The sequence below is a fragment of the Thiohalobacter sp. IOR34 genome (genome assembly GCF_030406045.1).
In the GTDB taxonomy this organism is placed as follows: domain Bacteria; phylum Pseudomonadota; class Gammaproteobacteria; order Thiohalobacterales; family Thiohalobacteraceae.
In genome coordinates, this window is record NZ_CP128988.1 from 171,523 (window position 1) to 192,408 (window position 20,886).

Below are 20,886 nucleotides of genomic sequence, written 5' to 3' on the forward strand. Positions count from 1 at the left end.
CTGTGGATAACTCTGTGGATGCTTTGGGGTAAAACCCCGTCAGACCGCATAAACATTGCACTTTTGTTAAATTGGTGAAAATCTCACCGCTGAATTAAAGCCATTCAGAACAGTGAGTTGGAAGAGTCGGCCGGGGAGGGTATACAAGTGGCGGAGAATTGGCGCGCCTTGGGGGGGGAGCCGCCACGCTCTGTGCATAAAGTGAAAAATCCAGGCCCTGCAAGACTTGTATTGCGCTTCCGGATGTGATGGGTGGTGGCTTATTGCCACGCGGCGCGAGCGGTTTTTTTCAGTGAATCCGGGGCTTGGGCCAGAGTTCCTGTCAACGCCCCGGGGCGGGCTGCGTTGAAGGGGGTGTGAACGGCAGGAATCGGGAGAAACGCCATGAAGACATCCAGCTCCAGGCACTGCATCGTCGCCCTCCTAGCGGGCCTGGTCACCACCCCCATGCTGGCCGCAGCGGGCCCGGCTGGCACCGATCCGGGCAGTCGCATCGAGAACCGCCTGGATCGCCGCGGAGACCGGATCGAGGCCCGCCTGGAGCGTCGCGGGGAGCGGATCGATGCCCGGCTCGATCGGCGGGCGGCCCGCGCCGAGGCACGTGGCCAGGAGGGCCTGGCGCGTCGGCTGGACCGCCGGGGCGACCGCATCGAGCGTCGTCTCGAACGCAGGGGGGAGCGGATCGATGCCCGCCTGGACCGCCAGGGCGAGCGCATCCACCGGCGCCTGGACGGGGCGGGATCCCGCGGGCGGCCGCTTTGACGGGCTCTCGTGGGCGGGCATTATTCGCCGCCGAACCTGCCTGTTGCGCCAGGGCGGCTCGTCTGAATGAGGTTCGAGCTGTCAGGCAAGGACAGGAAGGAGCATTGAGGGCCGGGGCGGCAGGTTACACTGGGTACCGTGCTGCATAGGCTGGGCAAACGGCAGAAGCGGTGGCATGTCCCAATCCAATGAGCGGCAATCTGAGCTGGAGCGTTTTCTTGCCGGTGTCGAGGGGCGGGCCTTTCGCATGGCCGAATTCGCCACCGGCAATCGCGAGGATGCCCTGGAGATCGTCCAGGATGCCATGTTCAAGCTGGTGCAGCGTTACGGTGAGCGCGGGCGGGAGGACTGGCCGCCGCTGTTTCATCGCATCCTGCAGAGCCGCATCAACGACTGGCACCGGCGGCGCAGCGTGCGCCGCCGCTGGCTGGCGGCCTGGGGTGACCGCCGCGCGGCCCTGGCGGAAGAGGGGCCAGAGCCGGAGTTTGCGGACCCGCATGCCGTGGATCCGCCCGGCCGGCTGGCGCAGGGCGAGGCCATGGCCGCGGTGCACGCCGCGGTACAGGCCCTGCCCTTGCGCCAGCAACAGGCCTTCCTGCTGCGCATCTGGGAGGGCCTGGACGTGGCGCAGACGGCCTACGCCATGGGCTGCTCGGAGGGTAGCGTGAAGACCCACCTGTCGCGGGCCATGGCAAAACTGCGAGAACGACTGGGAGAGCACTGGCCATGAAGGACGGTGACGAGGCATTCGCGCGGCGGCTGCGGCAGCAACTGGAGGCGGGGCTGGGGCAACTCGATGTCCCGACCCGGGCGCGCCTGGCGGCGGCCCGCCGCTCGGCCCTTGAGGGACGGTCCCGGCGCTGGCGAGCGCCGCTCGGCCTGGCCCTGGCCGCCAGCCTGCTGCTGGCGTTGAGCATCCTGCTGCTGCGGGCGGGGGGTGGCGCTGCGCCGGTAGTCGAGGACATCGAGCTGCTGGTTTCGGGTGAGGACATCGAATTCTATGAGGAGCTGGACTTCTATGACTGGCTGGCTGCGCAGCCGGGCGATGCGGGCAGGGCTGTGCCTCTGCCTGGGCAGCCTGCTGCCTGGCGCCGCCATGCTCCTGCACGCGGCTGAATCCGAGCCGATCGATGCGGCCCTGCTGGAGTTCCTCGCCCAGTGGGCGCCGGGGGACGAGACGTGGCTGGATGCGACGCTGAGCGCCGAGCTGCAGGGCAAGGCCAAAGCCGAGGACAGGAAGGTGGACGATGAGGACTAGCGGGTTGAGACGGGGCGTGCTGCTGGTGTTGCTGGCTTGGCCGCTGTTGGCCAGTGCCCTCGATTGGGACGAGCTGGAGCCGGCCGAGCAGGCGGTGCTCGAGCCCTTGCGGGAACACTGGGAGGGGCTGCCGGAGGCGCGCCAGGAGCGGCTCCGGCAGGGGGCGCGACGCTGGGAGACGTTGAGCCCGGAGCAGCGCGCCCGGCTCAGGGAGCGCTTCGAGCACTGGAAGCGGCTGAGCCCGGAACAGCGGGCGCGGATCCGTGAGCGCTACCAGCGTTTCCGCCAGCTGCCGCCGGAGGAGCAGGCGCTGCTGCGTCGTGAATTCCGCCGCTTCAAGCAGCTGCCGCCGGAGCGCCGTCAGGAGCTCAGGGCCCGCTGGCGCAGCATGAGTCCGGAACAGCGCCGGGCCTTCATCGAGCGGCGCCGTCAGCGCTGGCAGGGATCGGCGCAACAGGGCGAGGATTGATTGCCGGCCTCGCCCTGAGCATCGAATCCTTGGTGCAATATCCGGGCTAGAGCTGTTTGACCTCGGCGATCAGGTCGGCGGCGACCTTCTGGCCGTCGCCGTACAGCATGCGGGTGTTGTCGAGGAAGAACAGCTGGTTCTCGATGCCGGAGAAGCCGCGTCCCTTGCCGCGCTTGATGACGATCACGTTCTTCGCCTTGTCGGCGTCGAGGATCGGCATGCCGTAGATGGGGCTGGACTTGTCGGTGCGCGCCGCCGGGTTGACCACGTCGTTGGCGCCGATCACCAGGGCCACGTCGGCCTGCGGGAACTCGGCGTTGATCTCCTCCAGATCGAAGATCTTGTCGTAGGGCACGCCGGCTTCGGCCAGCAGCACGTTCATGTGACCGGGCATGCGGCCGGCTACCGGATGGATGGCGAACTTCACCTCCACGCCGCGCTCTTCGAGCAGCTCGGCCAGTTCCCAGATCTTGTGCTGCGCCTGGGCCACCGCCATGCCATAGCCCGGCACGATGATCACCTTGCTGGCATAGGCCATCATCGACGCGGCATCGTTGGCGGTCAGCTCCTTCATGGTGCCTTCCTGGGCTGTCTCGCCGCCGGCGACCTCGCCTGAACCGAAGCCGGAGAAGAGCACGTTGGACAGTGGCCGGTTCATGGCCTTGGCCATCAGCTGGGTGAGCAGGGTGCCCGCAGAACCGACCACGGTGCCGGCGATGATCATCGCCGCATTGCCGAGCACGAAGCCCTCGAAGGCGACCGCCAGGCCGGTGAAGGCGTTGTACAGCGAGATGACCACCGGCATGTCGGCGCCGCCGATCGGCAGGGTCATCATCACCCCGAAGGCCAGGGCCAGGGCGAAGAACAGGAGCAGCAGCAGGCCGCCGGGGGCATCCGAGCCGATCAGCACCAGGCCGAGCAGGATGGCGCCGCCGAAGATGGCCAGGTTGACGATCTGCTGGCTGGGGAAGATGAAGGATTTCTTCATCAGGCCCTGCAGTTTGGCGAAGGCGATCATGGAGCCGGAGAAGGCCACCGAACCGATCAGGGCGCCGAGCACGGCCAGACTCTGGAAGGTGGCGGAATGCGTCTCGCCCTTCATCAGTTCCACCGCGGCGATGGCCGCGGCCGCGCCGCCGCCCATGCCGTTGTAGATGGCGATCATCTGCGGCATGTCGGTCATCTCGACCTTCTTGCCGGTATACCAGGCGATGCCGCCGCCGATCATGATGGCGAGGATCATCAGCCCGAAGTTGTGCAGCTCCGGCTGGAAGAAGGTCGCCAGGGTGGCGACCAGCATGCCGACGCCGGCCCAGACGATGCCGCCGCGCGCGGTGACCGGCGAACTCATGCGCTTGAGGCCGAGGATGAACAGGACCGCGGCCGCGAAATAACTCAGTTCGATCATTGGCCGCGCTCCTTGTTGCGGTTGCTGCTCTTGAACATCTCCAGCATGCGTTCGGTGACCACGTAGCCGCCGACGGCATTGCCGGCGGCCAGCATCACGCCGAGGAAGCCGATGAACTGCTCCATGTCGCTCTCGGCATGGCCCATGGCGACCATGGCGCCGACCAGCACGATGCCGTGCACGAAGTTGGAGCCGGACATCAGCGGCGTGTGCAGGATGACCGGTACCCGGGCGATGACCTCGTAGCCGGTGAAGGCGGCCAGCATGAAGATATAGAGTGCGGTGAAACCTTCGATCATGATGCCTCTCCTTCCACCAGGGCACGGGTGGGCTGGTGCCGGATCTCGCCCTCGTGGGTCAGGACGCTGTCGCGGATGACCTCGTCCTCCCAGTCGAGCTTCAATTCGCCCTCCTCGATCATCGGGCTGATGAAGTTGAGCAGGTTCTTGGCGTACATCTCGCTGGCGTGCACCGGCAGCATGCTGGGTACGTTGATCGGGCCGTAGATGGTGACGCAACCGGAAACGTACTCCTCGCCGGGGTGGGTCAGCTCGCAGTTGCCGCCGCCCTCGGCCGCCAGGTCGATGATCACCGAGCCGACCTTCATGTTTTCGACCATCTCCGCAGTGATGATCTTCGGCGAGGGCTTGCCGGGGATGGCGGCGGTGGTGATCACGGCATCGGCCTGGGTGACGTGGCGGGCCAGGACCTCCAGCTGCTGGCGTTTCTCCTCCTCGGTGAGCTCGCGGGCATAGCCGCCCTCGCCCTCGGCGGAGACCCCGGTGTCGACGAACTTGGCGCCCAGCGACTCGACCTGCTCGCGGGTGGCGGAACGCACGTCATAACCCTCGACGATGGCGCCGAGGCGCTTGGCGGTGGCGATGGCCTGCAGACCGGCGACGCCGGCGCCGATCACCAGTACCTTGGCCGGACGGATGGTGCCGGCGGCGGTGGTCAGCATGGGGAAGAATCGGCCGGTGCGGTCGGCGGCCATGATCGAGGCCTTGTAGCCGGCCACCGCCGCCTGCGAGGAGAGTACGTCCATGCTCTGGGCGCGGGAGATGCGCGGGATCAGCTCCATGGCGAAGCTGGTGATGCGGCGCTCGCTGAGCAGCCTGACCCGCTGCGGATACTTGTAGGGCATCAGCATGCCGATCAGCACCGCGCCCTCGCGCAGCAGGCCGATCTCCTCCTCGGTCGGCGGCTGCACCTTGAACCAGATGTCGGCGCTGCCGAGGAGCTCGGCCTTGTCCTCGACGAAGGTCACGCCGATGTAGTCCTCGTCATGGTAGTGGGCGCCGGTGCCGGCGCCCTTCTCCATGAACACCTCGACACCCAGCTTGGTGAAGCGCTGGGCGACCGTCGGGTCGAGGGCGACGCGGTTCTCGCCCGGCAGGGTTTCTTTGGCCACGGCCACACGTATCGGCATCGTTTACGTCTCCGTCTCCGGCGGGGGCCGGCAATCGCTTGGAAAGGGGCGTCGCGCGGACCCGGCGACCCGCCGCCGGCTCGGTGAAGGGCTGCGCCCCAAAAAGGCGCCCATGATACCGGATTCGCGGGGGCGATTGAATAATGGTGCGGGGGTGGCGTTTACTTTTCCGGCGCTATCTGACATAAAGTGTCCAGTCATGCGCCACGGGAGAAGGCGGGTGCCCGATCTTTCGCATCAGATCTTGCGGACCGACGCCTCCGGCATGCCCCTGGAATGGGTCGACTACCGGGAGGCGGCACGGCTCTATCACCTGGGCCAGGTGGCCTATGCCTGCGGCAGCCTGCTGTACCGCATCCGCGGCGGCATCAACGCCCGCAGCGGTCGCCGCAGCCGGCTGGAGCTGCATTCCATCATCGCCACCCATGGCAATTCACGGGCCCTGCGCAAGGCGCGCCGCGCCTATCAGCCGCCGCTCAACAACCAGACCCTGTTCCGGCGCGACGCCCACCTGTGCCTGTACTGCGGGCTGTGTTTCCCGGACCGGGCGCTGTCCCGCGACCACGTCACGCCGCTCAGCCAGGGTGGCGCCGACAGCTGGACCAACGTGGTCACCGCCTGCGTGCGCTGCAACAACCACAAGGCCGGACGGCGGCCGGAACAGGCCGGCATGGAGCTGCTGGCGGTGCCCTTTACCCCCACCCATGCCGAGTACATCTACCTGCAGGGCAAGCGGGTGCTGGCCGACCAGATGGAGTTCCTGCTCGCCCACTTTCCCCGCCACAGTCCGCTGCACGCGCGGATCCAGGGTAGCTCCCAGCGGCTGTAAGCATGCGGATGACGGACTGGGGGCGGATCGTCGCGGCCATCGAGGCGCAGACCGGGATACGGGTCCGGGCGGAGGAGCGCAGCGGGATCGGCGGCGGCTGCATCAACCAGGCCTTCCGCCTCGAGGGCGGCGGCCAGGCCTTCTTCGTCAAGCTCAACGCCGCCAGCCGGCTCGACATGTTCGAGGCCGAGGCGGCCGGGCTGGAGGCCATCCTTGCCAGCGACAGCCTGCGGGCCCCGCGGCCGCTGGCCAGCGGGGTGGCCGGTGACAGCGCCTTCCTGGTCCTGGAACATCTCGATTTCGGCGGTGGCCGGGCGGGGGCCGCTGCCCGCCTCGGCGAGGGGCTGGCCGCCATGCACCGCCAGCAGGCGGCGCGTTTCGGCTGGTCGCGGGACAACACCATCGGCGCCACGCCGCAGCCGAATGCCTGGCTGGACGACTGGCTCGGGTTCTGGCGTGAACGGCGTCTGGGCTTCCAGCTCGAACTGGCGGCCCGGGGCGGGCACGGCGGGGCGCTGCAGCGCCTAGGCGAACGGCTGCTGGCCGATCTCGATGTCTTTTTCAGCGACCACCGGCCCGCGCCCTCCCTGCTGCACGGCGACCTCTGGTCCGGCAACTATTCCTACCTGGCCTCGGGTGAGCCGGTGATCTTCGATCCGGCCGTCTACTATGGCGACCGCGAGGCCGAGCTGGCCATGACCGAGCTGTTCGGGGGATTCGAGGCGGACTTCTATGCCGCCTATGCCGCGGCCTGGCCGCTGGATGCAGGCTATGCGGTGCGCAAGCGGCTCTACAATCTGTATCACATCCTCAACCACCTGAACATGTTTGGTGGCGGCTATCTGGGACAGGCCCAGCAGTTGATCGAGGGGTTGCTGGCGGAGATCCGCTGACGCCGGTGGCCTGCCCTCAGGGCTTGGCCGGCCGCTTGCCGCCGCCGCTCATGTCCTCCAGCCAGCGGTACCAGCCGGAACTCTGCTCCGGGGCCAGGTTGGCGCGCGTCTCGTAGAGTATCTCCAGCTCCCGGGCCAGGGCCTTGATGAAGCTGTCCTCGCGTGCCTGGCGGCAGCGGCTGTCGAGCCGGGCCAGCAGACCGAAGGCATCGAGCTCGCCGAGAATGTTGTAGGTGCTGGCCAGCAGCAGGTTGTAGGCCGAGAGGTGGCCGGCGGTCCACTCGATGAAGGCGCGTTCCGCTTCGCCACCGGCATCCCGGGCCTCCAGGTAGGTGGCGCAGCTGGCGCCGCCGACACCGAGCACGGCGTAGTTGCCGTTGATATCGCGCGCGATGGCCGGCAGACAGAGCAGGAGCAGGCCGAGCAGCAGGCTGGTTCTCATGGGCGTTTCCCGTGTCTTCAGCCCTGTAGCGGCCGGGGGTGGGAAAAAGATTAGCCCGCATATTGCACGAAGGATTCGATGCTCAGGGCGGAGGGCAGGATGCCCGGAGTCAATCGTACAGCCACAAAGTGTACCCCGCCACGAGGGCCTATTTGCGAGCCTCCTGGGGCCTGTCAACACCACGCCAATCGCGGCCTGGAGGCCGCTCCTAGGGCCTGTTAACACTATCCCAATGGGTTCTGCTGGGACTCTTTTTCCGTCCAGCAAGGCAGAATGAGCGAAATGTAGTCAGTCTACATGAGCGAATGATAACGCCGCTGGGCGGAAAAAGAGCCCCAGCCCTCCGGGTTGCGCCTGAAAAAGCGCCACTCCGCGTTGCTCGTCGTTCATTTGGAGTCACCAAACCTCTCTCCTCGCGCCTTGATTGGCGCTTTTTTCAGGTGCAACAGAGCCCATTGGGATAGTGTTAACAGGCCCTAGGGGGCATGGCGGCACCATGGTAGGAGCGGCCTCCAGGCCGCGATCCCCGGCGGGTCCAGTCACGCCATCAGCCGGGGTTCTGATGCAATATTCAGCCAGCCCGCATATTGCGCGAAGGATTCGATTTTCGGGTCCCATGGGGGAGAGCGGTTCCACGAGATGGAAGCGCCGTGCCAGGTCGCTGGTCGAGCGAATGCTGGCGGCATCGTTCTCGTCGTGCGGCATGTCGGGCCGCCGGGAGGAGGAGCTTATGGGGGAAGGGTATCCCGCCTGGCTCAGAGCTTACCGCTGTTGTGGAAGGGGCGGCTCAGTTCGTGAACCGCCTCGACCATCACGGCGGCGTGTTCGGGATCGATCTGCGGGTGGATGCCGTGTCCCAGGTTGAAGACATGCCCCGAACCCGGGCCGAAGTCCTCCAGCACCCGACCGACCTCGCGGCGAATGACCTCGGGGCTGGCGTAGAGCACCGCCGGGTCGAGATTGCCCTGCAGGGCGACGCGGTCGCCGACCCGCCGCCGGGCTGCGCCGATGTCCGTGGTCCAGTCGAGGCCCAGGGCATCGGCCCCACTCTCGGCCATCTCTTCCAGCCACTGTCCGCCGTTCTTGGTGAACAGGATCACCGGCACCTGGCGCCCCTCGCTCTCCCGCACCAGACCCGTGACGATCTGCCGCATGTAGGCCAGGGAGAAGGTCCGGTAGGCACGCGGGGAGAGGGCGCCGCCCCAGGTGTCGAAGATCATCAGCGCCTGGGCGCCGGCCGCCACCTGGGCGTTCAGGTAGTCGGTCACCGCGCGGGCGGTGACGTCCAGAATGCGCTGCAGCAACCCGGGACGCTCGTACATCATCCCCTTGATGTGGCGGAAATCCTTGCTGGAGCCGCCTTCGACCATGTAGGTGGCCAGCGTCCAGGGACTGCCGGCGAAGCCGATCAGCGGCACCCGGCCGGCCAGTTCACGGCGGATGGTGCGCACCGCATCCATCACGTAGCGCAGCTCCTGCTCCGGGTCGGGCACGCCGAGCCGTTCGATGTCCGCCTCGCTGCGCAGCGGCCGTTCGAAGCGCGGCCCTTCGCCGGTCTCGAAATACAGGCCCAGGCCCATGGCATCCGGCACGGTGAGAATGTCCGAGAACAGGATGGCGGCATCCAGCGGAAAGCGCTCCAGTGGCTGGAGGGTGACTTCGCAGGCCAGCTCCGGATTCATGCACAGATCCATGAAGCTGCCGGCCTTCTCGCGGGTGGCGCGGTACTCCGGCAGGTAACGCCCGGCCTGGCGCATCATCCACACCGGGGTGACATCCACGGGCTGGCGCAGCAAGGCACGGAGGAATCGGTCGTTTTTCAGTTCGGTCATGGTTTAAACCGCCAAGACGCCAAGAACGCCAAGGGACGCCACAAATTTAAATTGGGATATGAGAATCGCCAGGTACTATCCCGTCAACGTGGCAGGATGGAATGGCCCATGAGGTATTCATCCACGGCGCGGGCGCACTGGCGTCCCTCGCGGATGGCCCAGACCACCAGCGACTGGCCGCGGCGCATGTCGCCGGCGGCGAACACCTTGTCGATGGAGGTCTTGTAGGCATCCGGACCCTCGGTGCTGCCCTGGACATTGCCGCGCGGGTCGAAGGTCACGCCCAGCTCCTCGAGCATGCCTTCCTGCACCGGATGCACGAAACCCATGGCCAGCAGCACCAGGTCGGCATCGAGGCTGAATTCGCTGCCTGGAATCTCGGTCATCTGCCAGTTGCCGTTGTCATCCTTGTTCCACTCGACGCGGGCGCAGTGGATGCGGGTCACCTTGCCGTCCTTGCCTTCGAACCTTTTGGTGGTCACGCTCCATTCGCGGCGCGCGCCTTCCTCCTGCGAGGTCGAGGTGCGCAGCTTGTTCGGCCAGTCCGGCCAGGTCAGCAGCTTGTCCTCTTTCTCCGGTGGCCGGGGCAGGATCTCGAGCTGCACCACCGACTTGCAGCCCTGGCGAATGGAGGTGCCGATGCAGTCCGAGCCGGTGTCGCCGCCGCCGATGACGATGACCTGCTTGTCGGTGGCGAGGATGGCCTCGTCTTCCGGGATCTCGTCGCCGGCCACGCGCCTGTTCTGCTGGCGCAGGAAATCCATGGCGAAGTGGATGCCCTCGAGCTCGCGGCCCTCCACCGGCAGGTCGCGCGGCTGCTCCGAGCCGCCGGTCAATGCCACGGCATCGAAATCCTCCAACAACTGCCTCGCAGGCAGGTCGACGCCAATATGGGTATTGGGTTTGAAGGTCACTCCCTCGGCCGCCATCTGTTCCATGCGCCGGTCGATGATGTGCTTCTCGAACTTGAAGTCGGGGATGCCGTAGCGCAGCAGGCCGCCGATGCGGTCGTTCTTCTCGAACAGCGTCACCTCGTGGCCGGCGCGGGCCAGCTGCTGGGCGCAGGCCATGCCGGCCGGCCCGGAGCCGACCACGGCGACCTTCTTGCCGGTCTTGTGTTCAGGGACCAGGGGCTGCAGCCAGCCCTCGTCCCAGGCCCGGTCGACGATGGCGCATTCGATGGTCTTGATGGTGACCGGCTGGTCCTGCAGGTTGAGGGTGCAGGACTCCTGGCAGGGCGCCGGGCAGATGCGGCCGGTGAAGTCCGGAAAGTTGTTGGTCAGGTGCAGCATGTCGCTGGCCCGCTGCCAGTCGCCGCGATAGACCAGATCGTTCCAGTCCGGGATCAGGTTGTTGACCGGGCAGCCGTGGTGGCAGAAGGGAATGCCGCAGTCCATGCAGCGCGCCGCCTGGCGGGTGAGCTCGTCCTCCGGCAGGGGGATGACGAACTCGCGATAGAACCTGATGCGTTCCTCGACGGGCTGGTAGCCGCGGTCGACCCGGGGGTATTCCAGAAATCCGGTTGGCTTGCCCATGGGTTATTGTCCTCCAGCGGCGCGTGCCAGCGCCTCCTGCTGTGTCCGCTTCATCTCCTCCAGGGCGCGCCGGTAGTCGACTGGCATCACCTTGACGAAGCGCGGCAGGTACTCGGCCCAGTGATCGAGGATGTCGCGTGCCACCGAGCTGTTGGTGTAGTGCAGGTGCTTTTCGATCAGGCCCTTCAGGCGCTGGGCATCGAAGCGGGTCATGTCGGAGCTGATGTCCACCCGGCCGTGGGTCTCCAGGTCGCCGCCCTCGTGTTCCAGGCGCTCAAGGGCCGCGTCCTCTTCCGGGATCGGTTCCAGTTCGACCATGGCCAGGTTGCAGCGGCGCTCGAAGTCGCCGTCCCTGTCCAGCACGTAGGCGATGCCGCCGGACATGCCGGCGGCGAAGTTGCGCCCGGTCTCGCCCAGCACCACCACCACGCCGCCGGTCATGTATTCGCAGCCGTGGTCGCCGACGCCTTCCACCACCGCGGTGGCGCCCGAGTTGCGCACCGCGAAGCGCTCACCGGCCACGCCGCGGAAGTAGCACTCGCCGCTGATCGCGCCGTAGAGCAGGGTGTTGCCGACGATGATGTTCTCTTCCGGCACGATCGGGCAGTCGGCTGGCGGGTAGATCACGATGCGGCCGCCGGACAGACCCTTGCCGACATAGTCGTTGGCCTCGCCCTCCAGTTCCAGGGTCACGCCATGCGCCAGCCAGGCGCCGAAGCTCTGTCCGGCGATGCCCTTGAGCTTGATGTGGATGCTGTCCTCCGGCAGGCCCTCGTGGCCGTAGCGTTCCGCCACCCGGCCGGAGAGCATGGCGCCGACGGTGCGGTTGGTGTTCTTCACCGGGGTTTCGATCCTCACCGGTTCGCCGCGCTCCAGCGCCGGCGCGGCCTGCTCGATCAGTTTGTTGTCCAGCGCCTGGTCGAGGCCGTGATCCTGCGACTCGCAGTTGTAGACCTGTTCGCCGGGCTCGGTCGGCGGCTGGTGCAGGATGCGTGAATAATCCAGGCCGTGCGCCTTCCAGTGGTCGATGGCGCGGCGCATGTCCAGCTTGTCCATGCGGCCGATCATTTCGTCGAAGCTGCGGAAGCCGAGTCTGGCCATCAGCTGGCGGATCTCCTCGGCGACGAAGAAGAAGTAGTTGACCAGGTGCTCCGGCTGGCCGGTGAAGCGCTTGCGCAGTTCCTCGTCCTGGGTGGCGACGCCGACCGGACAGGTGTTGAGGTGACACTTGCGCATCATGATGCAGCCCTCGACGATCAGCGGCGCGGTGGCGAAACCGAACTCGTCGGCGCCGAGCAGTGCACCGATCACCACGTCACGGCCGGTGCGCATGCCGCCGTCGACCTGCACCGAGATGCGGGTGCGCAGCTTGTTCAGCACCAGCGTCTGATGGGTCTCGGCCAGACCGATCTCCCAGGGGCTGCCGGCATGCTTGATGGAAGTCAGTGGCGAGGCGCCGGTGCCGCCGTCGTAGCCGGCGATGGTGACATGGTCGGCATGCGCCTTGGAGACGCCCGCGGCCACGGTGCCGACGCCGACCTCGGAGACCAGCTTGACGCTGATCCGCGCCTTGGGATTGACGTTCTTCAGGTCGTGGATCAGCTGCGCCAGGTCCTCGATGGAGTAGATGTCGTGGTGCGGCGGCGGCGAGATCAGGCCGACGCCGGGTGTCGAGTGACGCACCTTGGCGATCCACTGGTTGACCTTGTGGCCGGGCAGCTGGCCGCCCTCGCCGGGCTTGGCGCCCTGGGCCATCTTGATCTGGATGTCGTCGGCGTTGACCAGGTACTCGGTGGTCACGCCGAAACGGCCGGAAGCCACCTGCTTGATGGCCGAGCGCATGGAGTCGCCGTTTTCCAGCGGCTTGAAGCGCGAGCGTTCCTCGCCGCCCTCACCGGTGTTGGACTTGGCGCCGAGGCGGTTCATGGCGATGGCCAGGGTGGTGTGCGCCTCCCAGGAGATGGAGCCGAAGGACATGGCGCCGGTGGCGAAGCGCTTGACGATCTCCCTCGCCGGTTCGACCTCGTCCAGCGGCACCGGCTGGTCGGCGAACTTGAGCTCGAACAGGCCGCGCAGGGTCAGCAACCGCTCGTTCTGCTCGTTGATGAGCCGCGAATACTCTTCATAGGTTCGGGCGTCGTTGGCCCGGGTGGCGTGCTGCAGCTTGGCGATGGTCTCCGGGGTCCAGATGTGGTCCTCGCCATGTGCCCGCCAGGCGTAGTCGCCGCCCACGTCCAGCGCGTTGCGATAGACCAGCGCCTCGCTGTAGGCATCACGGTGCCAGCGCACCGCCTCCTCGGCGATCTCGGCCAGACCGGCGCCCTCGATGGTGGTGGCGGTGCCGGTGAAGTATTTCTCGACGAACTCGCTCTTCAGGCCCACGGCGTCGAAGATCTGCGCGCCACAGTAGGACTGGTAGGTGGAGATGCCCATCTTGGACATCACCTTGAGCAGTCCCTTGCCGATGGCCTTGATGTAGCGGGCGTGGGCCTCGGACGGTTCCAGCGGCTCCGGCAGCCGGGCACAGCAGTCGCTCAGGGTCTCGAAGGCGAGATAGGGGTTGACCGCCTCGGCGCCATAACCGGCCAGCACCGCGAAGTGGTGCACCTCGCGCGCGGCGCCGGTCTCGACCACCAGGCCGGACTCGGTGCGCAGGCCGCTGCGTACCAGGTGATGGTGTACCGCCGAGGTGGCCAGCAGGGCCGGGATGGGGATGGCGTGTTCGGATACCGAGCGGTCGGAGAGGATGAGGATGTTGTAGCCGTCGCGCACCGCCTGTTCGGCCGCGGCGCACAGCGCCGTGAGGGCCGCCTCCATGCCGGCCGCGCCCTGCTCGGCCGGGTAGCAGATGTCCAGGGTCTTGGTGCGGAAGGCACCGTCGGTGGTCTTCTCGATGCCGCGGATGCGCTCCAGATCCTTGTTGGTGAGGATCGGCTGATGCACCTCCAGGCGCATGTGACTGCCGGCAGCGTCCTGATCGAGCAGGTTGGGGCGCGGTCCGATCAGCGATACCAGCGACATCACCAGCTCTTCGCGGATGGGGTCGATGGGCGGGTTGGTGACCTGGGCGAAGTTCTGCTGGAAGTAGTTGAACAGCGGCTTGGGCTTGCTGGACAGCACCGCCACCGGGTTGTCGGCGCCCATGGAGCCGATCGCCTCCTGGCCGGCGATGGCCATGGGCGTCATCAGCAGCTTGATGTCTTCCTGGGTGTAGCCAAAGGCCTGCTGGCGGTCGAGCAGGGTGTCGGCATCGATGCCATTGCCCTCGGCCGCGGCCGGCAGGTTCTTGAGGTGGATCTGGGTCTTGTCCAGCCAGTCCTGGTAGGGATGGCTGTCGGCCAGTTCCGTCTTCAGCTCCTCGTCGTCGATGATCCGGCCCTGCTGCATATCGATGAGGAACATCTTGCCGGGCTGCAAGCGCCATTTCTTGACGATCTTGTGGTCGGGGATGTCGAGCACGCCCATCTCCGAGGCCATCAGCACCAGGTCGTCGTCGGTGATCAGGTAACGCGCAGGGCGCAGGCCGTTGCGGTCCAGGGTGGCGCCGATCTGCCGGCCGTCGGTGAAGGCCACCGCGGCCGGGCCGTCCCAGGGCTCCATCAGCGCGGCATGGTACTCGTAGAAGGCGCGGCGCCTGTCGTCCATCAGCGGATTGCCGGACCAGGCCTCGGGAATCAGCATCATCATGGCGTGGGCCATGGAATAGCCGCCGGCCACCAGCAGCTCCAGGGCATTGTCGAAGCAGGCCGAGTCGGACTGGCCCTCGGGGATCAGCGGCCAGACCTTGTCCAGGTCGTCGCCGAACAGCCTGGAGGACATGGCGTGGCGGCGCGCGGCCATCCAGTTGACGTTGCCGCGCAGGGTGTTGATCTCGCCGTTGTGGGCGATCATGCGGAACGGATGGGCCAGGTCCCAGGAGGGGAAGGTGTTGGTGGAGAAGCGCTGGTGGACCAGCGCCAGCGCGGATTCCACGCGCTCGTCCTTCAGGTCGCCGTAGTAGGCGTCGACCTGGTTGGCCAGCAGCATACCTTTATAGACGAGGGTGCGGCTGGACAGCGAGGGGATGTAGAAGTGCTGGCGGTCCACCCAGTCCGATTCCCGCACCCGGTTCTCGATCAGCTTGCGGATCACGAACAGCTTGCGCTCGAAGGCCGTCTCGTCCCCGCAGCCCTCGCCGCGACCGATGAACACCTGGCGTACCAGCGGTTCCACCGGCAGCACGCTCTTGCCCAGGCCGCTGTTGTCGGTCGGCACCTCGCGCCAGCCCAGCAGCACCTGCCCCTCTTCGGCCACCACCTCCTCGATCAGGGCCTCGCACTGGGCCTGGGTCTGGGCCGGCCGTGGCAGGAAGATCATGCCGACGCCGTAGTCGCCGGCCGGCGGCAGTTCCAGGCCGCGGGCGGCGCAGTCCTCGCGCAGGAAGCGGTCGGGGATCTGCATCAGGATGCCGGCCCCGTCGCCGGCCAGGGGGTCGGCGCCGACCGCGCCGCGATGGGTCAGGTTCTCCAGGATCTGCAGGCCCTGGCGGACGATGGCGTGGCTCTTCCGCCCCTTGATGTTGGCGACGAAACCGACGCCGCAGGCGTCGTGCTCATTGGTCGGGTCGTAGAGACCCTGTCTGGGCGGCAAAGCACCACGATTCATGGCGAACCTCTCGCAACAGCGTTCTGTTCAGGCCTGGACCCCGGGGGCGGGCCGGCATGCCACGCCTGTCACCGGACTCCGGCAACAGGGTTTCATGCGTCCTGAATCCAGGAATCAGCTTGAAATACCGTATGTTCCGCGGCGGGGCAGATCCCCTGAACGGGGTCGGCGGGAATCGTCGATTCCCCGGGCGGTCGGGAAGTATAGCGTTCGGGGCGGGTGGGTTCAATTCACCGCCGATCGCTGCACCATCCGGCGCCGGGGGGCGTTTTTCAATGCCTTACCGGGTGGCCTGGCCGGCCTCAGTCGCCGCGGCGGGCGCGAGGGATGCTGGAGAAACGCCGCGGCCAGGGCCGGTCCTTGCGCACCGCCGCTGGCAGGTCGGCGGCACCGCGGCGCGCCTCGGCCGCGCTGGGGTAGCTGCCATAGAGCACCACGTACCAGTCGCCCCCCTTGTAGCGGCTGGCGACGATATGGGCCGCATCACCTAGGCCGTGGCGGGCGATGAAGGCCCGGGCGGCGGCGCGCTCGCGGACCCCCAGCAGCTGCAGGGTGTAATGATCTGCAGGCTGCTGGCTCAGCCAGTCTTCGGGCGGGGGCGCTGGCGCCGCTTCGTCCGCCGTGGCTGTGGCTGCTGGTGCCGGGCCACTTTCCGCAGCGGGGGCGGCTGTCTCGGCCGGTGCTTCCGGCGTCGTCTCGGGGGCAGGCGGGGCAGGCGGCGCGGGCTCCGGTGGGCTGTCGGCGGGGAGGGGGGGTACCGCGGGGGGCTCGGTCACGGCCTGTTCCGGGGTTGTCGGGCTCGGAGGTGTGGCGGCTGCTGGCCGGTGCTCTGTACCGGGCGGCGGGATGGGCGCTGCCGGTGCCGGCACGGCAGCGCTCGCCGGAGTCGCGAGCGGTGCTTCCATCGCCACTGGGGCCTCGCCATCCTCCATGGCCGGGACGGCCAGGGGTGGGGGGTGGGTATCCGCAACCGCAGGGGCGCTGTCGGCCGTGTCGGCGGGCGGCAGGGCGAGTGGGATCTCGTTGCGTGGGGTCAGCTCGTCCCAGCGCAGATCCCGCCCCTGTTGCCAGAGCCAGAGTCCGCCGCCGAGGGCGCTGGCCAGAGCACCGAGGCCGAGCAGCAGTGGCCAGCGGCGCCCGCCGCTGCGCCCACGGCCGGGTTCAGGGCGGCGCTGGCCGAGGCGCAGGGCGCGTTCGCTGAGCGTCTGCTGGGCGAGGCGGTTGAGTTCGGCAGGCCGGCCGCCGGCGGCCTTGTGCATGGCCTGCACCTCGGTGGAGCTGAAGGGACTGTCGCCCGAATAACCGGCAATGGCCAGCCGGTACATCAGGTAGGCGGCGCTCTGCTGGGCATCGAAGGCCGGGATGTCGAGGCGATGGATCAGCGGCGAGCGCGGGTTGTGCAGGCCGGCAGCGATCAGCCGCTGCTCCAGCTCGGGGCGGGCGAAGCAGACCACCCGCAGGCGCTGGATGCTCTCCTGGGGCGTGCCGCCCAGCCGCAGCAGGGCGGCGAACACCTCGTCCGGCACCTGCTCGGCATCGTCGATGAGCAGTACCGCCAGGCGGGCGTCCTGCTGCAGGGCCTCGCAGCGCAGCATCAGCCGGCGGGCGAATTCCGGGCCCTCGGCGGGGCTGACCTCGAAGCCATCGGCCAGTTGCCGTTCCAGGGCGGCCACCGAATCCAGGCCGCTGCCCTCCAGCTGGCAGATCACCCAGCTGTTGCTGGCGCGCAGCCGGAACTGATGCAGCAGGCTGCTCTTGCCGCTGCCCGGCCCGCCGCAGACCAGCAGCAGCATGTCACCGAACTGGGTCAGGTGCTGCAGCAGGTCGAGCCGCTGCATCAGCACCGGGTCGGCGTAGAAGAAGCTGTCGGCGATCCCTTCGGCGAAGGGTGCACGGGTCAGTCCCAGGGCCTGCAGATAGTCGCTGCGCGTCTCGTCCTTCGGTTTCACGGTTGCTCCTGGCCCTGGATGAAGACCACGCGGTAGCCGCGTCTGAGCTGGTCGTCACGGGCCCGCATCATGGCCTGCTCCGCCGCCTCGCGGCTGTCGAAATGATCGCGCCGCACCCGCCCGCCGGCTCCCTGGTGGCCCCATTCACGGACCAGGGTCCAGCCCTCCAACAGGTCTTCCTGCAGGTGCAGATGGTAGAAGCGCGGCGCGGCCTGGTCGCCGGCGGGCAGCTGCATATAGATACGCATGACGTTTCAGAATACAGAAGTCAGAATGGAGAATACAGAATCCGGAAGCCGGGGGTGCGTAAGGGCATTCCCTATTCCGGTTCTGAATTCTGACCCGGACATTCTTGCATTCACGTCAGCTCTTTGGGGTTGAAGACGCGCTCGTATTCGGCGATGGCGTAGCGGTCGGTCATGCCGGCGATGTAGTCCGCCACGGCGCGGGCCCGGCCAGCCTCGCCCTGTTCACCGAGCCGCTGGGCGTGTCCCCGCGCCTCGTCCGGAAGCAGGCGTAGATCCTCGTGAAAGGCCTCGAACAGGGCGCGGATCACGCGTCGGGCCTTGGCCGACATGCGGTGCACGCGGTAGTGGCGGTACAGGTGCTCGCGGAGGAAACGCTTCAGCTCCAGGTTCTGGGACCGCATCGCTTCGCTGAAGGTGATCAGCGGCTGTTCCTCGGCACGCACCGCGTCGATGTCAGCCGGCCGGGCCTCGGCCAGGCGGGCCTGGCTGGTTTCGATCAGGTCGACGACCTGGGCGTTGATGATGCGCCGCACCACCTCGTGAATGACCCGGCGTTCCGGTAGCTGCGGATGCTGGCGGCAGACCTCGGCATAGGGCTTGCCGAACAGGGCGATGTCGGCCAGTTGCTCGATGTCGATCAGGCCGGCGCGCAGGCCGTCGTCGACGTCGTGGCTGTTGTAGGCGATCTCGTCGGCCAGGTTGGTGAGCTGTGCCTCCAGGCTCGGCTGGCGGCCATTGAGGAAGCGCTCGCCGATCTCGCCCAGGCCGCGGGCGTTGGGCTGGGAACAGTGCTTGAGGATGCCCTCGCGGGCCTCGAAGGTGAGGTTCAGGCCGCGGAAGCCGGCATAGCGCTCCTCCAGTTCGTCGACCACGCGCAGCGACTGCAGGTTGTGCTCGAAGCCGCCATAGTCCTGCATGCAGGCGTTCAGGGCATCCTGCCCGGCATGGCCGAAGGGCGTGTGGCCGAGGTCGTGGGCCAGGGCGATGGCCTCGGAGAGGTCCTCGTTGAGACCCATGGCGCGGGCGATGGAGCGGGCGATCTGCGCCACCTCGATGGAATGGGTGAGTCGGGTGCGGAACAGGTCGCCCTCGTGATTGACGAATACCTGGGTCTTGTATTCCAGGCGGCGAAAGGCGGCGGAATGGATGATGCGGTCGCGGTCGCGCTGGAACTCGCCACGGTAGTTGGGCGAGGGCTCGGGGTGGCGCCGGCCGCGGGAGCGGGCATCACAGGCGGCATAGGCTGCGAGCCGCGCATCGCAGGGGTTGGGCGAGCCGGCGGCCATGCGTCTCAGTTGGCCTCGTCGAGGGTCTGGCGCAGGAGTGCGGGATCGAAGTCGCCGGTCACCACGGCCTGGCCGATGCCGCGCAGCAGGACCAGGCGCAGCCCGCTGTCCTGTACCTTCTTGTCCACCGCCATCAGTTCCAGGAAACGGTCGGCGTCCATCTCCGCCGGCGCCTTGACCGGCAGGCCGGCCTTGCGCAGCAGGGCCTCGATGCGCTCCACCTCGGGTTGGGGCAGCCAGCCCTGACGGGCCGAGAGTCGGGCGGCCAGCAGCATGCCGGTGGCCACCGCCTCGCCGTGCAGCCAGCTGCCATAGCCGGTGGCGGTCTCGATGGCATGGCCGAAGGTGTGGCCCAGGTTGAGCAGGGCGCGGCTGCCAGCCTCGCGCTCGTCGGCGGCGACCACCTCGGCCTTGTTCCGGCAGGAGCGTTCGATGCCCTCGGCCAGAGCTGCGGGATCGCGCGCGGTGAGGCGATCGATGTTGCTCTCCAGCCAGTCGAAGAAGGCGGCATCGCGGATCAGGCCGTACTTGATCACCTCGGCCAGGCCGGCTGCCAGCTGGCGGTCGTCGAGGGTGTTCAGGGTGTCGGTGTCGGCCAGCACGCAGTTGGGCTGGTGGAAGGCGCCGATCATGTTCTTGCCCAGCCGGTGGTTGACGCCGGTCTTGCCACCGACCGAGGAGTCGACCTGGGCCAGCAGGGTGGTGGGAATCTGGATGAAATCGACACCGCGTTGGTAGCTGGCGGCGGCAAAGCCGGCGATGTCGCCGACCACGCCGCCGCCCAGGGCGACCAGGGTGCAGCGGCGGTTGAAGCGGTGCTCGAGCAGGGCGTCGAAGATCAGGTTGAGGGTGTCCAGGGTCTTGTACTGTTCACCGTCGGGGAGGATGACCGCCTGCTGCTCGAAGCCGGCCAGGGCATCGCGCACCGGCTCCAGGTAGAGGGGGGCGACGGTCTCGTTGCTGACCACCATCACCTGGCGGCCATGGATGTGCGGTTCGAGCAGCTCGGCCCGGCCGAGCAGGCCGCGGCCGATGTGGATGGGGTAGCTGCGTTCTCCGAGTTCGACGCGCAGGGTCTTCATCTGGGATCCGTGGTGGTTTCTGGTCAAGGGAGCAATATAAGCCATTGGCGCGGCCGGAAGAAGCCGTCCGCCCCCGGCTCAGGGTGCGGAGGCCGGCTGCGGCCCGTCGCGCAGGCGGCGACTGATCTCGCGCACCACGTCCTTGATGCAGCGGCCGTCGGTTTCGATCACCAGGTCGGCGATCTCCCGGTACAGGGGCTCGCGGACGGCCATCAGCTCACTGAGCCGCGCACGCGGATCATCCGTCTGCAGCAGGGGGCGTTTCTGGTCGCGGCCGGTGCGGCTGAGCTGTTGGTCGATGGTGGTGTGCAGGTAGACCACGGTGCCGCGCGTCATCAGGTGGCGGCGATTGTCCGGGTCGAGGATGGCGCCACCACCGGTGGCCAGCACGATGTCCGGCTGTTGGGTCAGCTCGTCGATCACCTTGCGCTCACGGCGGCGGAAGCCGGCCTCGCCCTCCAGCTCGAAGATCAGCGGGATGTCGACGCCGGTGCGTTCCTCGATGACCCGGTCGCTGTCGACGAAGCGGCGGTGCAGGGCGCGCGCCAGCTGGCGGCCGATGGTGGTCTTGCCGGCCCCCATGGGGCCGATCAGAAAGATGTTGCCCGGCGTATTCATGCCGGGCAGGTATGCCAGAAAGCGGGGCGGCTGGCAAGCCGCCCCGCTGGCCGGGTTAGCCCGGATATTGCATCGAACCCCGGATGATGGCGTGCCTAGACCCGCCGGGGATCGCGGCCTGGAGGCCGCTCCTACGGGGCATGGTGGCACAATGTGGTAGGAGCGGCCTCCAGGCCGCGATTGGCGTGATGTTATTACCCGA

General features: G+C 67.5%; 19 protein-coding genes. 7 read left to right on the top strand and 12 right to left on the bottom strand.

Features of this window, described 5'->3' with window-relative positions:
* The first annotated feature begins 384 nt into the window (after positions 1-384).
* From QVG61_RS00860 to QVG61_RS00880, 5 genes are all read left to right on the top strand, one after another.
* The gene (locus tag QVG61_RS00860; protein WP_289931414.1) at positions 385-762 is read left to right on the top strand and encodes a hypothetical protein; all 378 of its coding nucleotides are present in this window, start codon (positions 385-387) and stop codon (positions 760-762) included.
* A gap of 175 nt (positions 763-937) precedes the next feature.
* Positions 938-1,492 carry an RNA polymerase sigma factor gene (locus QVG61_RS00865; protein ID WP_289931415.1) on the top strand — a complete coding sequence of 185 codons (555 nt, stop codon included), beginning with the start codon at positions 938-940 and terminating at the stop codon, positions 1,490-1,492.
* Positions 1,489-1,878, top strand: coding sequence for a DUF3619 family protein (locus tag QVG61_RS00870; RefSeq protein WP_289931416.1), 390 nt, complete (start codon positions 1,489-1,491; stop codon positions 1,876-1,878). Before QVG61_RS00865 ends, QVG61_RS00870 begins: the two co-directional genes overlap by 4 nt.
* Positions 1,859-2,020 (top strand): hypothetical protein, encoded by a 162-nt coding sequence (locus QVG61_RS00875; RefSeq protein ID WP_289931417.1) that lies wholly within the window; start codon positions 1,859-1,861, stop codon positions 2,018-2,020. Before QVG61_RS00870 ends, QVG61_RS00875 begins: the two co-directional genes overlap by 20 nt.
* Positions 2,010-2,489: a DUF3106 domain-containing protein gene (locus tag QVG61_RS00880; protein ID WP_289931418.1), complete on the top strand. Its 480-nt coding sequence runs from the start codon at positions 2,010-2,012 to the stop codon at positions 2,487-2,489. Before QVG61_RS00875 ends, QVG61_RS00880 begins: the two co-directional genes overlap by 11 nt.
* Before the next feature lie 46 nt (positions 2,490-2,535).
* Here the strand turns inward: QVG61_RS00880 and QVG61_RS00885 are convergent, their stop codons facing one another.
* The 3 genes from QVG61_RS00885 to QVG61_RS00895 are packed head-to-tail and all read right to left on the bottom strand — an operon-like array spanning position 2,536 to position 5,326.
* Positions 2,536-3,897 (bottom strand): NAD(P)(+) transhydrogenase (Re/Si-specific) subunit beta, encoded by a 1,362-nt coding sequence (locus tag QVG61_RS00885; protein WP_289931420.1) that lies wholly within the window; start codon positions 3,895-3,897, stop codon positions 2,536-2,538.
* Entirely contained in the window at positions 3,894-4,199 is a 306-nt protein-coding gene (locus QVG61_RS00890) for an NAD(P) transhydrogenase subunit alpha (protein ID WP_289932801.1), read from the bottom strand. The genes QVG61_RS00885 and QVG61_RS00890 overlap by 4 nt, the downstream gene beginning before the upstream one ends.
* Positions 4,193-5,326, bottom strand: coding sequence for a Re/Si-specific NAD(P)(+) transhydrogenase subunit alpha (locus QVG61_RS00895; RefSeq protein WP_289931421.1), 1,134 nt, complete (start codon positions 5,324-5,326; stop codon positions 4,193-4,195). Before QVG61_RS00895 ends, QVG61_RS00890 begins: the two co-directional genes overlap by 7 nt.
* Positions 5,327-5,591: 265 nt before the next feature.
* Here QVG61_RS00895 and QVG61_RS00900 point away from each other — a divergent pair, with 265 nt between their 5' ends.
* Together QVG61_RS00900 and QVG61_RS00905 are read left to right on the top strand one after the other, a co-directional pair.
* Positions 5,592-6,155, top strand: a complete 564-nt coding sequence (locus QVG61_RS00900; protein ID WP_289932802.1) for an HNH endonuclease — start codon at positions 5,592-5,594, stop codon at positions 6,153-6,155.
* A gap of 2 nt (positions 6,156-6,157) precedes the next feature.
* Positions 6,158-7,048: a fructosamine kinase family protein gene (locus QVG61_RS00905; protein ID WP_354671172.1), complete on the top strand. Its 891-nt coding sequence runs from the start codon at positions 6,158-6,160 to the stop codon at positions 7,046-7,048.
* A gap of 16 nt (positions 7,049-7,064) precedes the next feature.
* On the opposite strand, the gene QVG61_RS00910 is transcribed toward QVG61_RS00905, so the two are convergent.
* The 9 genes from QVG61_RS00910 to aroK form a co-directional block, all read right to left on the bottom strand.
* Positions 7,065-7,490: a hypothetical protein gene (locus QVG61_RS00910; RefSeq protein WP_289931422.1), complete on the bottom strand. Its 426-nt coding sequence runs from the start codon at positions 7,488-7,490 to the stop codon at positions 7,065-7,067.
* Positions 7,491-8,245: 755 nt separating this feature from the next.
* Positions 8,246-9,322 carry a uroporphyrinogen decarboxylase gene (hemE, locus tag QVG61_RS00915; RefSeq protein WP_289931423.1) on the bottom strand — a complete coding sequence of 359 codons (1,077 nt, stop codon included), beginning with the start codon at positions 9,320-9,322 and terminating at the stop codon, positions 8,246-8,248.
* A gap of 83 nt (positions 9,323-9,405) precedes the next feature.
* Entirely contained in the window at positions 9,406-10,857 is a 1,452-nt protein-coding gene (locus tag QVG61_RS00920) for a glutamate synthase subunit beta (RefSeq protein ID WP_289931424.1), read from the bottom strand.
* Between the two features lie 3 nt (positions 10,858-10,860).
* Entirely contained in the window at positions 10,861-15,501 is a 4,641-nt protein-coding gene (gene gltB / locus QVG61_RS00925) for a glutamate synthase large subunit (RefSeq protein ID WP_289931425.1), read from the bottom strand.
* 302 nt (positions 15,502-15,803) lie between these two features.
* Positions 15,804-17,450, bottom strand: a complete 1,647-nt coding sequence (locus QVG61_RS00930) for an AAA family ATPase (RefSeq protein WP_289931426.1) — start codon at positions 17,448-17,450, stop codon at positions 15,804-15,806.
* Positions 17,447-17,698: a WGR domain-containing protein gene (locus QVG61_RS00935; RefSeq protein WP_289931428.1), complete on the bottom strand. Its 252-nt coding sequence runs from the start codon at positions 17,696-17,698 to the stop codon at positions 17,447-17,449. The genes QVG61_RS00930 and QVG61_RS00935 overlap by 4 nt, the downstream gene beginning before the upstream one ends.
* A gap of 110 nt (positions 17,699-17,808) precedes the next feature.
* The gene (locus tag QVG61_RS00940; RefSeq protein WP_289931429.1) at positions 17,809-18,984 is read right to left on the bottom strand and encodes a deoxyguanosinetriphosphate triphosphohydrolase; all 1,176 of its coding nucleotides are present in this window, start codon (positions 18,982-18,984) and stop codon (positions 17,809-17,811) included.
* Between the two features lie 5 nt (positions 18,985-18,989).
* On the bottom strand, positions 18,990-20,066 hold the full coding sequence (aroB, locus tag QVG61_RS00945) for a 3-dehydroquinate synthase (RefSeq protein WP_289931430.1): 1,077 nt from the start codon (positions 20,064-20,066) through the stop codon (positions 18,990-18,992).
* 78 nt (positions 20,067-20,144) lie between these two features.
* Positions 20,145-20,684 (bottom strand): shikimate kinase AroK, encoded by a 540-nt coding sequence (gene aroK / locus QVG61_RS00950; protein WP_289931431.1) that lies wholly within the window; start codon positions 20,682-20,684, stop codon positions 20,145-20,147.
* Between the last annotated feature and the right edge of the window lie 202 nt (positions 20,685-20,886).

Bases quoted from the DNA above. Each gene is read 5' to 3' on its own strand.
- QVG61_RS00860 (WP_289931414.1), top strand. From the start codon at position 385: ATGAAGACATCCAGCTCCAGGCACTGCATCGTCGCCCTCCTAGCGGGC.
- QVG61_RS00865 (WP_289931415.1), top strand. From the start codon at position 938: ATGTCCCAATCCAATGAGCGGCAATCTGAGCTGGAGCGTTTTCTTGCC.
- QVG61_RS00870 (WP_289931416.1), top strand. From the start codon at position 1,489: ATGAAGGACGGTGACGAGGCATTCGCGCGGCGGCTGCGGCAGCAACTG.
- QVG61_RS00875 (WP_289931417.1), top strand. From the start codon at position 1,859: ATGCTCCTGCACGCGGCTGAATCCGAGCCGATCGATGCGGCCCTGCTG.
- QVG61_RS00880 (WP_289931418.1), top strand. From the start codon at position 2,010: ATGAGGACTAGCGGGTTGAGACGGGGCGTGCTGCTGGTGTTGCTGGCT.
- QVG61_RS00885 (WP_289931420.1), bottom strand. From the start codon at position 3,897: ATGATCGAACTGAGTTATTTCGCGGCCGCGGTCCTGTTCATCCTCGGC.
- QVG61_RS00895 (WP_289931421.1), bottom strand. From the start codon at position 5,326: ATGCCGATACGTGTGGCCGTGGCCAAAGAAACCCTGCCGGGCGAGAAC.
- QVG61_RS00900 (WP_289932802.1), top strand. From the start codon at position 5,592: ATGCCCCTGGAATGGGTCGACTACCGGGAGGCGGCACGGCTCTATCAC.
- QVG61_RS00905 (WP_354671172.1), top strand. From the start codon at position 6,158: ATGCGGATGACGGACTGGGGGCGGATCGTCGCGGCCATCGAGGCGCAG.
- QVG61_RS00910 (WP_289931422.1), bottom strand. From the start codon at position 7,490: ATGAGAACCAGCCTGCTGCTCGGCCTGCTCCTGCTCTGTCTGCCGGCC.
- hemE (WP_289931423.1), bottom strand. From the start codon at position 9,322: ATGACCGAACTGAAAAACGACCGATTCCTCCGTGCCTTGCTGCGCCAG.
- QVG61_RS00920 (WP_289931424.1), bottom strand. From the start codon at position 10,857: ATGGGCAAGCCAACCGGATTTCTGGAATACCCCCGGGTCGACCGCGGC.
- gltB (WP_289931425.1), bottom strand. From the start codon at position 15,501: ATGAATCGTGGTGCTTTGCCGCCCAGACAGGGTCTCTACGACCCGACC.
- QVG61_RS00935 (WP_289931428.1), bottom strand. From the start codon at position 17,698: ATGCGTATCTATATGCAGCTGCCCGCCGGCGACCAGGCCGCGCCGCGC.
- QVG61_RS00940 (WP_289931429.1), bottom strand. From the start codon at position 18,984: ATGGCCGCCGGCTCGCCCAACCCCTGCGATGCGCGGCTCGCAGCCTAT.
- aroB (WP_289931430.1), bottom strand. From the start codon at position 20,066: ATGAAGACCCTGCGCGTCGAACTCGGAGAACGCAGCTACCCCATCCAC.
- aroK (WP_289931431.1), bottom strand. From the start codon at position 20,684: ATGAATACGCCGGGCAACATCTTTCTGATCGGCCCCATGGGGGCCGGC.